At 54.5% G+C, this 14,140-nt stretch carries 11 protein-coding genes; 2 read left to right on the top strand and 9 right to left on the bottom strand.

Annotated features, from left to right (window positions below):
- Positions 1–557: 557 nt before the first annotated feature.
- Positions 558–2,354 (top strand): ABC transporter ATP-binding protein, encoded by a 1,797-nt coding sequence (locus VB780_RS01235; protein WP_323349319.1) that lies wholly within the window; start codon positions 558–560, stop codon positions 2,352–2,354.
- Positions 2,355–2,727: 373 nt separating this feature from the next.
- On the opposite strand, the gene VB780_RS01230 is transcribed toward VB780_RS01235, so the two are convergent.
- The 9 genes from VB780_RS01230 to surE form a co-directional block, all read right to left on the bottom strand.
- Entirely contained in the window at positions 2,728–3,876 is a 1,149-nt protein-coding gene (locus tag VB780_RS01230) for a hypothetical protein (RefSeq protein ID WP_323349318.1), read from the bottom strand.
- Positions 3,877–3,946: 70 nt separating this feature from the next.
- Positions 3,947–4,690, bottom strand: coding sequence for a precorrin-2 C(20)-methyltransferase (locus VB780_RS01225; RefSeq protein WP_323349317.1), 744 nt, complete (start codon positions 4,688–4,690; stop codon positions 3,947–3,949).
- A gap of 131 nt (positions 4,691–4,821) precedes the next feature.
- Positions 4,822–6,846, bottom strand: a complete 2,025-nt coding sequence (locus tag VB780_RS01220; RefSeq protein ID WP_323349316.1) for a cation:proton antiporter — start codon at positions 6,844–6,846, stop codon at positions 4,822–4,824.
- A gap of 67 nt (positions 6,847–6,913) precedes the next feature.
- Positions 6,914–8,155, bottom strand: a complete 1,242-nt coding sequence (locus VB780_RS01215; protein ID WP_323349315.1) for a murein transglycosylase A — start codon at positions 8,153–8,155, stop codon at positions 6,914–6,916.
- Positions 8,155–8,409, bottom strand: coding sequence for a hypothetical protein (locus tag VB780_RS01210; RefSeq protein ID WP_323349314.1), 255 nt, complete (start codon positions 8,407–8,409; stop codon positions 8,155–8,157). Before VB780_RS01210 ends, VB780_RS01215 begins: the two co-directional genes overlap by 1 nt.
- Before the next feature lie 132 nt (positions 8,410–8,541).
- Positions 8,542–9,450, bottom strand: a complete 909-nt coding sequence (locus tag VB780_RS01205) for a MoxR family ATPase (protein WP_323349313.1) — start codon at positions 9,448–9,450, stop codon at positions 8,542–8,544.
- Between the two features lie 151 nt (positions 9,451–9,601).
- Positions 9,602–10,663: a bifunctional riboflavin kinase/FAD synthetase gene (locus tag VB780_RS01200; RefSeq protein WP_323349312.1), complete on the bottom strand. Its 1,062-nt coding sequence runs from the start codon at positions 10,661–10,663 to the stop codon at positions 9,602–9,604.
- 109 nt (positions 10,664–10,772) lie between these two features.
- Positions 10,773–11,663 (bottom strand): MBL fold metallo-hydrolase, encoded by an 891-nt coding sequence (locus VB780_RS01195; protein WP_323349311.1) that lies wholly within the window; start codon positions 11,661–11,663, stop codon positions 10,773–10,775.
- 218 nt (positions 11,664–11,881) lie between these two features.
- Positions 11,882–12,709 (bottom strand): 5'/3'-nucleotidase SurE, encoded by an 828-nt coding sequence (gene surE, locus VB780_RS01190; RefSeq protein WP_323349310.1) that lies wholly within the window; start codon positions 12,707–12,709, stop codon positions 11,882–11,884.
- A 119-nt stretch (positions 12,710–12,828) separates the two neighbouring features.
- On the opposite strand from surE, the gene pheS reads away from it, so the two are divergent.
- On the top strand, positions 12,829–13,830 hold the full coding sequence (pheS, locus tag VB780_RS01185) for a phenylalanine--tRNA ligase subunit alpha (RefSeq protein WP_323349309.1): 1,002 nt from the start codon (positions 12,829–12,831) through the stop codon (positions 13,828–13,830).
- The last annotated feature ends 310 nt before the right edge of the window (positions 13,831–14,140 follow it).

The raw sequence follows: 14,140 nt of genomic DNA, 5'->3' as shown, positions 1-14,140 counted from the left end.
TACTCAATATAGATGAGTACAAGCCTTTTCTTAGATTTGCCTTAAGTGATGAGGTATAAATATTTGATGAAATTTTATCGTGTTCAAAAGATCTGGCAGGCATGAACCTGTAGAACTTAGAGGGCGCGTTCTTTCTCTTTGAACACCTTTTACACCAAAATCCACTTTGTACGGGCACGAGAAGCTAGCATGAGTTTATTTTACCTTCTTAACGAAAGATTGGCGAGGGAGAAAGCTCTTGACAACGGAGCTGCAGAAATAGGAAGACCTTGTGAAGCCTCTTTAAAGTGTTTTCTATGACAGCATGGATAGTTTGCCCTGATAAATCTATTTTCATTATAATTATGGGTACTATAGTATGCGTGTAGAGCACTCAATCAGTTCTGCTTGCTAAAGTCGCAAGCCAAAGGTAGTTTCACAATAGCTTGAGCAGATCGCATGGGTATGTCAAAAAGTAGAGCATATGTTCTGCTAAACCTTTGGCTCAGAAGCTCTGTCAGGCACGATTTCTTGGCTGATTTAGCTAGATCATTTAGCAGTTTTTTGAGGGAGAAGCAGTGGGTTACTTTCAAAAATTTATTTATGTTTTTTCCGGGCATCAGAGGCAACTGATTGGGTTGGTTGGTATTTTTCTTTTGACTTCTCTTTTAGAAGCCTTTGGCATAGGATTAATTGGCCCCTTTTTGAGTTTAGCCGGAGACCCAGGCAAACTTGTCGGAGAAAGCGATGCGTTTAGCTGGGTATATAGAGTTTTTGGATTTAGCAGCCTAGGAAGGCTTGTGCTGTGGTTCGGGGTTTTTATTATTGTTATCTTCTTGTTGAAAGGAGCTATTTATTTTCTAAGCAAGCGCTATTCATACAAAGTTCTCTTCGATCAAAGAGCGGCTGTTCAAGAGCGTCTTTTTAACACCTATTTGCTTGCTCCTTATGACTTCCATTTAACTAGGAATACCGCAGATTATATCAATAAGATAACGAATGAGACACATCGCTTTTGCTTTATGGTTTCTTTGCCTATGGTAGAGTCAGTCTCTCATATTATTGTGGTTGCAACACTTTTGGTGTTGATGGCGAAGACTAATGTTTTACTCCTGGCTGTTTCTCTAGCTTCGCTGTTGCCTGCTTTCGTAGTGTTTTCATTCCTAGTGCAGCGGTTAAAGCGTTGGGGTAAATTATCGACTATTGCTCGTGAAGAGACGATTAAAGCTGTCAACCATGGACTGGGAGGCATTAAGGAGACTCGCGTCTTTGGTTCCGAGAATTATTTTCGCAAGGAACTAGAAGAGCATGTGCATGAGGAGGCACGGGTAGAAATTCTCTTTCAGAGCGCTCAGTTTGTGCCTCGGACAATGATTGAGACTCTTCTAGTAACAGCCATTGTTGGATTTGTTTGCGTCTCGCAGCTAATAGTAGGGCAAGATTTTCAGGCAGCTATTGCCAGTATGGGTGTGTTTGCCGTTGCTTCCTTGAGATTGATTCCAGCCGCCAGTAATCTAGCAGAGTGTATTGGTAAACTGCGTAATTCTTCTCACACTTTAGACATGATGTATTTGGATCTAAAGGAAATTGAGAATAACGAGCTTGTCAAGCATGATCATCCTGCTTTGCTAGGTGCTGCAAAACCTTTTGATGGTGACCAACCACTGGGTTTCTCTGAAAGCTTGGAAATTGTTGATGTCTTCTACCAGTACCCAAGTTCTCCCAATCCTTCCTTGACAGGCGTGTCGATGCAAATTAAGCGAGGAGAGTCGATTGGGCTCATAGGTCAGTCTGGGGCAGGCAAAACAACCCTCGTTGACGTCATTCTGAGTTTGCTGACTCCCCAAAACGGGGATATCTTAGTTGATGGCAGGTCAATTTACGATAACTTGCAAGGCTGGAGAAAACTAGTCGGTTATATTCCTCAGTCAATCTTTTTGACTGACGACACTGTCGAGAAAAATATTGCCTTTGGGGTATCAAAAAGTGAGATCGACCAGAGCCGGTTGTGGTACGCCATTAAAGCAGCACAGCTTGAAGAGCTAGTGCAAAATTTGCCTAATGGCATTGATACCGAAGTTGGCGAACGTGGAGTACGCCTCTCCGGTGGGCAACGTCAGCGAATCGGAATCGCCCGTGCGCTATATCACCAAAGAGAGATTTTAGTCTTAGATGAAGCAACCTCTGCTCTAGATAATGAGACTGAGCGACTGATTAGCGAGTCAATCAGATCTCTAGCTGGCTCTAAAACTTTAATTATTATTGCTCACCGGCTGTCCACAATTGAGCACTGCGATCGCGTCTATGTTCTCGACAAGGGCACAGTAGCCCGTTCGGGAACCTACGCTGATGTCGTTCTCACACCTCAGGCATAATCTCACTCAAGACCAACAATGGAACTGTGCTGCCTCTTTCCCATTGTTGGTCTTTGAACTAACCCAGCTATAGCCATGGTCAAAGCTATTAAACCGAATCAAACCATAGCGCTAGCCAAATAGGTAGACATCCCTCATGAAACGTCATTTTGGATAGCTGAAAGCATTGATATGCTGTTCTTGGGTGGGGCCGGTTAAACAAGGAAGACATACTTAGCCAAGTGCCAGGAGATTTGGCAAGGCCAACCATTGGAACGATATCTAGCCCATCAGCTTCCGGCGAGGACTGTTGTATTCGCTTGTTCTCGGCAGAGTGGCGATCGCTAATCCTACGCACACAGCAGATCAAACCGGTAAAGCTTTCTGGAGATTGTTACTCCTCCGGTACCACGTCAGACTCATCCGATTCGGCTGTGCGCGATTGCAGCAGGGCCTCACGACTGATGCAGCTTTGGCTATCGTATTCGACCTGTACGGTGACTTGATACAACGTATTAGTTTCTAACCCGCTGCCGTCTGGCTCTTGCTGCTGCTGAAGATTTTGGAGAGCCTGTTCAGCGGCTTGGTTGAGAAATGGATAACCTGTGCTTTTGAGCACTGTGGTCCACAATTTAACGCCATCGCTAGCTTCATCGGGTAGACCGACTACCCCCAGCAGCCCATCGGCGGGTTCAGGCGATAGACAGAGCCGACCGCTGTAGGGAACCGTAAGCACAATAGGCTCAGGAGCCTCGGCGACCCCATCTCCTAGTTTTTCTTGTATAGATTGAAGCCAGGCCGCCTTGGCGATTTCAACCTCACTGGCGCTGGTTTGGGCATCGCTGAACTCTACCCTGGCTAGCAGGTCACTGGCCGACTCGGCCCCTTGGTCTTCGGGTGTGGTGGCAGGGTTGGTAGGTTCTAGCGGAGTGCTGTTGCCATCAGTGCCCTGTCCATTAGTCTGGCTTGGTTCTAGGTCAGCGGCACCCGCTTCGCCAGCATTTTCTGGAGAAGTAGTGATCGGGGTCGAAGCCCCTTGGGATGTGGCATCGACCGCCGGAGGTTCAGCAGGGCGACGTGTAGCCGTGCTGCCGGGTAAAGGGGTGCGGCGGGGAGACAATGTTATAGAGGAGCGGCGGGGGGAGGTATAAGGTGAGATGCCCGAGGGGAAAGAGCTGGAGGGCAGCCTAGGAGAGGGTATCGGCAAGGATGCGCCAAAGTCTGAACCGGGTTCGAGGGGTAGGCTGTTGCCCGAGGGAGGAAATAGACTAAATAAATCGTCGTTGGTGTCCAACGAGTAGGCGGGGGCTGAGAAGTCGGGCAGGCGATTTTGCTCTTCAGGGGTGAGTTCGATCAGTGGGACTCGGCGTTCTTCTGAATCTGGGTCGCTCTCGCCCAGGGCGCTGGCATTTAGGGTGGAGAATGAGGGGCTAGCCGCAAACAGCACGACATGAAAACCCAGTGACAACAGCGCTGCTATCCACTGAGGTTGGCGGATAGTTGTGAGGATTTGGTTGAACCTGGGCGCTTTAGATACGTTCATGCCGTGCTGTGCTGTTTGCGATCGCTGTGAGTATTGACTTGACCCGTTCAATCTGGGTTCCTAGTCATCTCTAGGGTAGCGGATTTGCCCCCGACCTTATGACCATGAGCGAAAAGTAGGGCAGCTTTAAGTGGGGGTAAGGCGTTAGAGGTCGATACACTTTTTGGGTGGTCTGGGTAGCGTTGACCATGACCCAGCTATGTTCTAGCAGGTGTCGCCGGTGTAGCAGTTGCCAAATCTGGTCATACACTGACCCGACCTTGAGCAGCACCACGACATCAGCCCAGACTAAGACGGTGTCGAGGTCATCTACGGTATAAATTGCCGGCAGCACGACCAGCTTGTCTGACTGAACTGTGAGCGGTAGGCCAAGGGCACTCACGGCCGCCATCGGTGAGCAAATACCGGGAATGCGACTTATTTTTGCTGCCGGGTAGCGACGCTCTAGGCTCAAAGCCAGGTAGTTAAAGGTGCCGTAAAAGCTAAGATCCCCTTCACAGGCAAAGACCACATTTTGACCCTGGGTAAGACACTGCCAAACGCGATCGCCCGCCTGCTGCCAAGCACTGGTGAGCTGATCTGGATCGAAGATGTAGGGAAAATCTAGCGGCAGCAGCTGTTGCCGAGTTAGGTGCGGCGCAATAATCGTCTGGGCTAGGCCGGGCTGACCGTTGCGCCCTTGGGGGAAAGCAACTATGTCGGCGGATTGAAGGCACTTGAGCGCTTTGAGCGTGATTAAGTCGGGGTCGCCGGGGCCAACGCCAATGCCAGTCAAAGTTCCCAGCGTTGCAGGGTGAAGCGGATTGGAAGCCATTAGAATTGACAGAAGTGAAAACCGGAGCGCAACTGTGCCAGAAGAATTTAGCTGATCTAGCTAGCAAGGGGGCGATGGCCCTTTAGGGCCGGTCTCCGACCATCGCAACACAATCCCAATGCTCGCTAGGCCTAAGAATTAGCCGACGATGTATCCGCAGAACTATCAGCAGCAGAGTTCGAGTCCGATGGATATGAGATAGCGCCATTAGACGCAGCAGATCCATCAGGACCAGGCAGTGCTGCTACGTCGGGTTCTGCTAAAGGATCTTTTAGCGCTGGGGGTACGGCCTCGACCACGGGAACCGTTTCTAGGGTGAGCCGAGTAGGCTGAATGCCGCCCGCTAGCTGTTTGAGCAGTTTAGGTTTAGAGTCATGCCAAAGGTAGATGATGCGATCGCCGATCTCCCATCGTTCTTGCCCCAGAGCAACTCGGAGGGCATCATCGCGCTCCACCAGCAGCGGCACCATAGCACCGTTACGCACCAGCGTAGCCAGGTGCGTCTGTTGTAGCTCACTATTTTCCTCTCGCAGCCGGGTTTCTCCGAGGCGCACCTCTCCAGCGTTGAGGTAAGTATTCCACTGTTTGAGGGATAGGCGAGGGGTTTGGGCACCCTTCAGCTTTCCCTGATTGGGAAACTCGCCCAGGCTTTTATCCTGGGGTACTACCGCAACCACCCGAGCGGGCTGAAATTCCTCTAGAGCGCGCTGCGCCACTACAGCGTTGACCTCACCATTCTTCGTCATAGCGAGAAAGGTGCCTGCTTTATCTATACCCGCCCGTTCCAAGGCATCGTGATCGAGGGCGCTGCTGATCAAAAGCTCGACCCCCTCCTTTTCGGCGAACTCGCAGGCGGCTTCGTTGGTATCAATCATCACTACCGGATCGCCATACTCCTGGATTAAGCGGGCCATTAACAGGCTGAGGGGGTTGCACCCGACAATTACAGCCCCCACTGCATCGGCCTTGGTAATGCCCAGCCAGCCGGCCACAAACCGCGCTGTGAGCCCCTGAATCATCACCGTCATAATAATAGTGAGAAATACCAGTGCTTTAATGGCCTCTCCCCCGTTAATCCCCCGCTCAGTTAGCAAAATGGCAAATAGAGAAGCCACCGAGGCCGACACAATGCCGCGGGGGGCCACCCAACCCAAAAACAGCTTTTGGCGCCAGTTTAAATCGCTGGATCGGGTACAGAGCCAGATGTTCAATGGGCGCACCACTACCATCAGCACCAGCACCGTTAGCACTGCCCCTTTACCCAGGGCAAACACACTGGCAATCGACAGGTCTGCCGCCAGCAAAATAAACAGTACCGATACCGCCAGCACCGTCAGCTGCCCCTTAAACCGACGCAGCAGCCGCTCGTCGGGCACCGACAGCCAGCGCACCACCATGCCCGCTACCACAGTAGCCATCAGCCCCGCTTCGCTGCGAATACTCTGGGCCAGCCCAAAAATTCCCCATAGCCCAGCCAGCACCACCAGGTTACGCAGGTCTTCACCTAGGAAGCTGGCCTGCTTGAGCAAAAGCCCAATCAGCCCACCGCCCACCACCCCAATTAGAGTACCGATGCTCAGCCGCAAAATTAATCCGCCTACGACCGTCGTAGGGTCGGCATCGCCATTGAGAATAATATCGAGTACTACCACGGCCAGGATGGCCCCAACGGGGTCAATGAGCACTCCTTCACCCTCGAGCAGGGTTGCCACCTTGCGATCGACCTCCACCTGGCGCAACAGGGGACCAATCACAGTGGGGCCAGTGACCACTACCAGTGAGGCGTACAAAAAAGCCAGCGACCAGGGAAATTCTCCTAACCAGTGGGCCGCCATACCGCCACCAATCAGGGTGACAAAAATGCCGATGGTAACCAGGTTGCGCAGACTGTCCGACACCTGACCCAATTCACTCAACTCTAGGCTTAAGCCGCCCTCAAAGAGAATCAGCGCCACACTGAGGGCCACAATCACCTCTAGCCCAATGCCTAAGTCTTGAGGATGGAGTAACCCAATGCCGTCTGGCCCCAGGCCAATACCAAACAGCAGCAAAAAAATAATGCTGGGAACCCTGGTTATTTCCCCAATGACCTGCGCAGTGACACCAGCCAGCACCGTGAGCACAATCTGTAGGGTGAGGGCAAAGGAAGTATCCATAGGCCTATAGGGTAACACCCCTACTGGGGCAAACCAGAGGGAATATCGTGGGGCCAGTTGCGCTCTCTCAAGGGCGCAGCAGCAGGTAATATAAACGTCCTGACGTATTGATACGTCCAGCAACCTCTCCAGCGTGGCGGCCAGGCCCCACATATAAATCAACCCGTCCAGGCCCTTGGATGGCACCGCCCGTATCTTGGTCGAGGACCAGTCGGGTAGTGGGTTGGCTGACCCAGTCGCCCTGGGGCGTTTGCTGGGGTAATGTTAGCTGAATGGCTGCGATCGCCCCTGGGGGCATCAATGACTTATCGGTAGCGATCGAGTACCCAGCCGTCACCGGCACACTTAGGCTACCTGAAGGTGGCCCACCATCCCCCTCGCGGAAAAAAATAAACCGCTCATTTTGAGGTAGATAGCGATCTAGCTCTTCGGGATGGGATTCAAAATAGGCCAGCAGATTGGGCAACGAGAGGCTATCTAGGTCAATTTTGCCGTCTTCCACCAGGGCACGACCAATGCTGGTGTAGGGATATTCAGTGCGGCCCGCATAGCCCACCGACATGACTGTGCCATCGGTGAGTTGGAGCTTGGCCGAACCCTGCACCTGGACGAGAAACGCCTCTAGGCGACTGGCTAACCACACCAGTTCTAACCCGGCAAGATCACCCTGCCCACCCGCCAGTCCATCCACACCCTCCAGTTCTAGCCGAGTGGGGTGGGGCTGAGGCCAGCTCTCCAGCCCAGGGGGGCGGCGATAGAGGGGATAGCGGTACTCGGCATTGGGAACCGCGCTGGCTCGATACTGCGGCTCAAAGTAGCCGGTGTAGGCGACGGTACCCTCGCCGTCAGCGCCAACGGATTCGTACAGGACAAATTCTTGCCGTAGAGCAGCCTGAAATGCCTGATTGTTGGGGCTGGTCGCGACTAGCTGCCGCAGTCGTTGTAGGCTGCGCCACACGCGATCGCGGGTAATCCCAGGCACCAGATAATCTTGATAATCCAATTCTGCCTTGGGCGTAGCCAGGTAGGTGAGGCTGTGGTTGATGGCCTGGATTAACACCTGGCGATCGCCAGGCAGCACAAGCTCAGGCCACAGGGAGCTTTCCTCCACCGCCGCTACCGGCCTTAGGGGCAGCCCGACTGAGGGCTCTTCCCCAGCGGGAAGCTCTGAAACCAGAAAATTTTGAGGTTCAAGCCCCGCTGCCGCCAGCGCTATAGATCCGCCACTACAGGCCACTAGGGAAGCTACCGTTCCCACGGCGACCATGAGCCCTTGAATATTGGCGTTTAATCCCACCCGACCAAGCATCAATACCGCTCGACGCTAGAGCTAAATACCGGCTCAACCCGAATCGCGCTGATCCGAGACGGACGAATGACCATATATTCGCCGGGGTTGACCTTGGGCAGGGGCACCGTAATGAACTCGTCGGAGGTGGCCTTGGGCATCAGTTCGCCGCTATACCACTTTTGAAAATCTTGAATGGAAGAAAAGCGTACCTCTTCGTGGTGGCCGCCATCAAACAGCATGTGAATGACGTACTCACTGGGCGTTCTTGGCATAGGAAATTGCGATCCTTCAGTTCACCGCCCCTATTATGGGCTGTTTGGCTATAAAAACTACCATTCTCCCCTGGGGAATTTTCGTTCCGCAGTAGAGACTTGACCCCATCTGGACTAGAGCAGGGATTGGGTTTAGGGAATTGGGGTAGTTTCGAGCAGGTCAGCCACCAGTCGCTGAGACTGGTGATGCCCAGCGGGAATCAGCCGGTGGGCCATTACGTGGGGTGCCAACTGCTTAACATCGTCAGGAATGGCGTAGCTCCGTCCTTCTAAATAAGCGAGAGCCTGAACTGCCCGATGAAAAGCCACCGAGCCGCGAGGGCTGACCCCTAGAGTAATGTCGCTGTGGGTGCGGGTCGCCCGCACCAGGTCGAGGATATAGCGCTGTAGCGAGTCTTCTACAGTCACCTGGGAACATTCAGCTCGTAAGGCCATGACCTCATCCAGGGTGATACAGGGCTGAATATCGTGGGGAGATGCCCCGCCCCCTAGCCGCTGAAGCATGCTCAACTCTTCATTCTCCGTGGGGTAACCCAGGCTAAAGGAGAGGGCAAAGCGATCCATCTGGGCTTCGGGCAGGGGAAAGGTGCCCTGGTATTCCACTGGGTTTTGAGTTGCAATCACAAAAAAAGGAGCGGGCACCGGGCGCGACCGGCCGTCGAGAGTCACCTGGTGCTCTTCCATCACCTCCAGCAGCGCCGACTGGGTACGGGGAGTCGCTCGGTTAATTTCGTCGGCCAGCAGAATGTTGGCAAAGACCGGCCCCGGCATAAACTGAAACTCGCCACTGCTGGGGTTCCAGATGTTGGTGCCGGTAACATCGGTGGGTAACAGGTCGGGGGTACATTGAATGCGCTGAAAGACGCCGTCGATGCAGCGAGCTAGAGACTTAGCCAGCAGGGTCTTGCCGACCCCTGGCACATCTTCCAGCAGGGCATGCCCCCCAGAGAACAATGCCACCAGCACCAATCGAATGGAGTCTGATTTGCCAACGATGGTTTTGTCTAAGTTTTGAAGCAGCGTCTCAATCCGCTCGCGCATTCTACTGACCCCTGTTATGCCAAGTCCACGATCAAGAGCTATCGGGAGTCGCGATTGCTCCACAGCTAACTCTCCAGGTCTAGACTTGAGTTGATCTCTCTAGGTTTATGATGCCCCGATTGGCTTCAAACTGCCTACCGGTGATGGTCAATCACCCTGGGGAGGGCGATCGCGCCAGTTCTCCTAACGCTTGCCGACAGTCCCGCTGAATTTGGGCCTTGAGGTCGTCGAGGCCACCAAACTTTTGCTCAGGCCGCAAAAAACTGTGCAGGGAGACCTCCAGGGTTCTACCGTACAAATCGCCCTGCCAGTTCAGCAGGTGCACTTCGGCAGTGAGGGATATCCCCTTCACCGTCGGCCTCGTGCCCAGGTTCATCACCCCAGGCACAAGAGGGTACGGGGTCTGAGTGGCCCCATGAACCCACACGCTGTACACGCCGCTTGGGGGCAAAAACTTCTCGGGGGGTAAATGTAGGTTCGCGGTGGGGAACCCGATGGTACGCCCCAGCTGCTGCCCCTGCACCACTCGGCCTACCAGGCTGTAGGGCCGCCCCAGCAGGGCCTTGGCCGTCTCAAGATCGGTCTTTTCTAACGCCTGGCGAATGCGGGAGCTGCTGATGCGATCGGTACCTAGATCCACTAGGGGGGCAATGTGCACCTGCACCCCGTAGCGAGAGGCCAGCGCCTTCAAATCGTCTACGGTGCCCCGGCGTTGCTTGCCAAAGCAAAAGTCTTTACCCACGCTAATATGCTGCACCTGCAGATGCTTGACCAGCAGTGTCTCCACGAAGTCTTCAGGGGATAGGTTAGCCAGAGATTGATCGAAGGGCAGCAGCACCAGTTGGCCAATACCCAAGCGGCTAATTTGGGCCGCTTTCTCGGGCAGGGGCGTCAACAGCGGCCTTGCCCTACCCGAGAAGAACTCTTGGGGATGGGGAAAGAAAGTCATAACCGTGGGCATTGGGGTCACCTGCACTTCCCTTGGCTCAACCTTGGGGATGGCCGGACTGAGCTGGGCTCGCTGGCGATGGCTCAACCCCCGAAGCGGCACCCGAGCAGGCGGCATCTCGTAATTGGGCAAACTCTGCTGCTGGGCAACCAGCGGTACTACTGAGCGAATGACGGTTTGGTGACCCAAATGGACACCATCAAAATTCCCCAGGGCGATCGCCGTTGGGGTAATAGCTGTCGTAAGCGAAGACGTGATCCACACGCTTTACATTTTTACACAGACTGTTGGGCTCGACCCATCTGAGCCATAACTTCGCAGATGCAACGTTTGGGTTAGATGAAGTCTGGGCATAGTTGATATCCCTAAACCTCTAAATTCCAGTGGCTTTTGACGGTAGGGTTGCGTGGGCAGAGGCGGTTAAGTCGATCACCATACCTTCTTTAGCCACGACTGCTCCCGGAAAGACGGCCTGGGTTTGGGCCGCCACCTGATCCATAAAGTCATCGTCGTGGGCGGGGTCGTGGTGGAAAATCACTAGGGTTTTAACTCCCGCCGCCTTGGCTACCTTCACCGCCTCCTGCCAGGTGGAGTGGCCCCAGCTCACTTTGCTCGATTTGGGGTCGTTGTACTCGTCGTCGGTGTAAGTGGAGTCATAGATCATGACGTCGGCATCGCGGGCTAGCCACACTGCGTTGTCGTCTAGGCGATCGGGGTAGTGTTCGGTATCGGTAATGTAGGCGGCCACCCGATTTTGCCAGGTGATCCGATAGCCCACCGCTTCGCCAGGGTGGTTGAGCAGGGCGTTTTCAATGGTGATGTCGCCGATGTGCAGGGTTTCGCCCACTTCAATGTCGCAAAACTTGAGGTCGGCACCCATCACCTGAAGCGGTACCGGAAAGTTGGGATGCAGCATTTGGTCGTTGAGGCGCTGCTCGATGGTAGAGCCGTTGGGAGCGATCGCACCGTAGATATTGAACCGATTGCCCCGCACAAAGGCCGGCACAAAGAAAGGAAAGCCCTGAATGTGATCCCAGTGGGAATGGGTAAAAAACATATTGGCTTCTACGGGCATTTCGGCCAGCAGGGCCAGCCCCAGCTCCCGGAGGCCAGTGCCACCGTCAAAAATCAGGCGGTGCCCCCCAACTAACATCTCAACGCAGGAGGTGTTACCGCCGTAGCGCACCGTAGTCGGCCCTGGGCAAGCGATGCTCCCACGCACGCCCCAAAACCGGACTAAAAACTGCTCAGTAAGCTCAGCCATGAATCTCTCGGGGATGGGAAAGCATGGAACATCAGGCTAGGAATACGAATGTGCCTTAGGGTAGAGATCAACCTGAGATTTCTTTAATAGTAATGAACTCTGATCAAAATGATCAGGGTGGGCCAACCACCCTACCTAAAAGACCTCAGGGTGCTAATGTCAACCTTCACCTTAGTCTGCCCCGCAGCGCAGCGAGATCCCGCCGCAGGTTACATTTTTTACTTTGGCAGCAGCGGCCGCTGCCCCTGGGCCAAATCTAGCAGATCGCCCACAGCGGTAAGGTTATATTGCAGCGGTGTAACCGAAATATAGCGATCGCGAATCGCCTGCACATCGGTGGGTATCGCCGCCAAAGCCTGGGTTAGATCTAGGGGCCAGCCCTGATTAGGTAGAGGATCCTCGATGTCTTCGATCGCTTCTCCCGCTAGCCAGTAGTAGATTTTGCCTCGGGGGTCAATACGTTTTTCAAACTGGTCGAGGTAGCGGCGGATGCCCTGGCGGGTAATTTTGGCTCCCTTGATTTCCCTCGCCGCCACCGCTGGCACGTTGACGTTGAGCAGCATGGGGCTCTCTAGGGGAAACCGATCGCGATCGCCCAGCAGATCGCAAATAAAGTCGGCGGCGGGGGCAAAGCTGCCCTGGGTAAAGCTCGTCAGGCTGACGGCGATCGCGGGAATGCCTTCCATTACCCCCTCCATCGCCGCCGACACCGTACCGGAATACACCACATCGGTGCCCAGGTTGGCGCCGTGGTTGATGCCTGAGACCACCACATCTGGAGGCGTTGCCATCAGTGCCCCTAGGGCCAGCTTGACGCAGTCGGCGGGGGTGCCAGAGCAGCTCCAGGCTTCAATGTCATCCTTAAACACTGACTCGATCATCTCGGCCCGAATCGGCTTGTGCATGGTGAGCCCGTGACCCGTGGCCGACCGCTCGCGATCGGGGCACACCACAGTGACCCGGTGCCCCACTGCCGCCAGGGTATCGGCCAAGGTGCGCATGCCCAGGGCAAAAATGCCGTCGTCGTTGCTGATGAGAATATTCATGACTGTTCCCCTGCCACACTAAAATAGTCAAAGCCCAAAGCTAGCCTAGAGCGCCAAGGTATTGCCCAGGGCTGGCCGGGTTAGCCTCCCTAATATTGTTGTTGCACCATACACCCAGAATGACCGCCGCACCCACCTCGCTCGAAACCGACCTGATGGCCATGAAGGAGGCCGCTAGAGGCGCGATCGCCGCTGCCGCCACCCTAGACGAGCTAGAGCGGCTGCGCATTGGCTACCTGGGCAAAAAGGGCCAGCTCTCCAAGGTACTGGGGGGCATGGGCAGACTCTCCGCCGAAGAGCGTCCCCGCATTGGTGCGTTGGCCAACGAAGTTAAAGAACTTATTCAAACCCAGCTCGATCAGGGTAAAAGTGCCCTAGAGGCCGCCCGCATTGAGGCCCAGCTAGCCACTGAGACGCTAGATGTCACCATGCCCGGCATCTTCCAGCCCCAGGGCCGCATTCACCCCATCAACAGCATCATCGATCGCATTGTCGATATTTTTGTGGGCCTGGGCTACACCGTCGCCGATGGCCCCGAAATTGAGACCGACTACTACAACTTCGAAGCTCTCAACTTTTTGCCCGATCACCCAGCCCGCGACATGCAGGACACCCTGTACCTGCCCAACGGCCATCTGATGCGTACCCACACATCCAACACTCAGATCCGCTACATGCAGTCTAACGAGCCACCCCTGCGGGCCGTGGCCATTGGTCGCTGCTACCGCCGCGACACGGTAGATGCCACCCACGCCGCCGTGTTTCACCAGATCGAGTTCTTCGCCGTGGATACCGACATCACCTTCACCGACCTGCGCGGCACCATCAAGGTGTTTCTGGAAGCCCTCTACGGCGAGATTCCCGTGCGGTTTCGGCCCAGCTTTTTCCCGTTCACCGAGCCCTCTGCTGAGGTAGATGTAGAGTGGCAGGGCAAGTGGCTAGAGGTGCTGGGCTGCGGCATGATTGACCCCAACGTGCTGAAATCTGTGGGCTACGACCCCGAGGTTTACAGCGGTTTCGCAGCGGGGCTAGGGGTGGAGCGCCTGGCCATGGTCCAGCACCAAATCGACGACATTCGCCGACTTTATACCAGTGACCTTCGGTTTTTGCGGCAGTTCTGAATCAGCCGCTAAATTACGGCTGGATTGAGGGCAATCTAGGGGTAGCTGGGCCAAGATCTTGAATGGCTAAGTGCCCTTGAGCGAAAGGTCTGGCTGCGAGATGGCGGCTCACGCTTTCCCCGCAGGGAAGCCGCTGGGCCCTCGCCCATCGCCGCTGTTGCGGTATTACCTCATTCTAGCCATCATTTTGCAAAAAGTTCTCCCTAAACAGAACTCAGGCGAAACTCTGTATACAATGGACTGTATACAGAGACGTCACGGTTTATGATGGTCTGTAACGTTTTTTGGAGTTAGACGTTTCATCCCTTCA

The organism is Leptolyngbya sp. CCNP1308 (genome assembly GCF_034932455.1).
GTDB lineage: Bacteria > Cyanobacteriota > Cyanobacteriia > Phormidesmidales > Phormidesmidaceae > Nodosilinea.
The sequence above is the reverse complement of the archived record's forward strand: the minus strand, read 5'-3'. Positions and strand labels throughout refer to the sequence as shown.

What these genes read in the sequence shown, in the direction of transcription:
- VB780_RS01220 (WP_323349316.1), bottom strand. Translation starts at nt 6,846, where the DNA reads ATGGATACTTCCTTTGCCCTCACCCTACAGATTGTGCTCACGGTGCTG.
- VB780_RS01215 (WP_323349315.1), bottom strand. Translation starts at nt 8,155, where the DNA reads ATGCTTGGTCGGGTGGGATTAAACGCCAATATTCAAGGGCTCATGGTC.
- VB780_RS01225 (WP_323349317.1), bottom strand. Translation starts at nt 4,690, where the DNA reads ATGGCTTCCAATCCGCTTCACCCTGCAACGCTGGGAACTTTGACTGGC.
- surE (WP_323349310.1), bottom strand. Translation starts at nt 12,709, where the DNA reads ATGAATATTCTCATCAGCAACGACGACGGCATTTTTGCCCTGGGCATG.
- VB780_RS01230 (WP_323349318.1), bottom strand. Translation starts at nt 3,876, where the DNA reads ATGAACGTATCTAAAGCGCCCAGGTTCAACCAAATCCTCACAACTATC.
- VB780_RS01205 (WP_323349313.1), bottom strand. Translation starts at nt 9,450, where the DNA reads ATGCGCGAGCGGATTGAGACGCTGCTTCAAAACTTAGACAAAACCATC.
- VB780_RS01195 (WP_323349311.1), bottom strand. Translation starts at nt 11,663, where the DNA reads ATGGCTGAGCTTACTGAGCAGTTTTTAGTCCGGTTTTGGGGCGTGCGT.
- VB780_RS01210 (WP_323349314.1), bottom strand. Translation starts at nt 8,409, where the DNA reads ATGCCAAGAACGCCCAGTGAGTACGTCATTCACATGCTGTTTGATGGC.
- pheS (WP_323349309.1), top strand. Translation starts at nt 12,829, where the DNA reads ATGACCGCCGCACCCACCTCGCTCGAAACCGACCTGATGGCCATGAAG.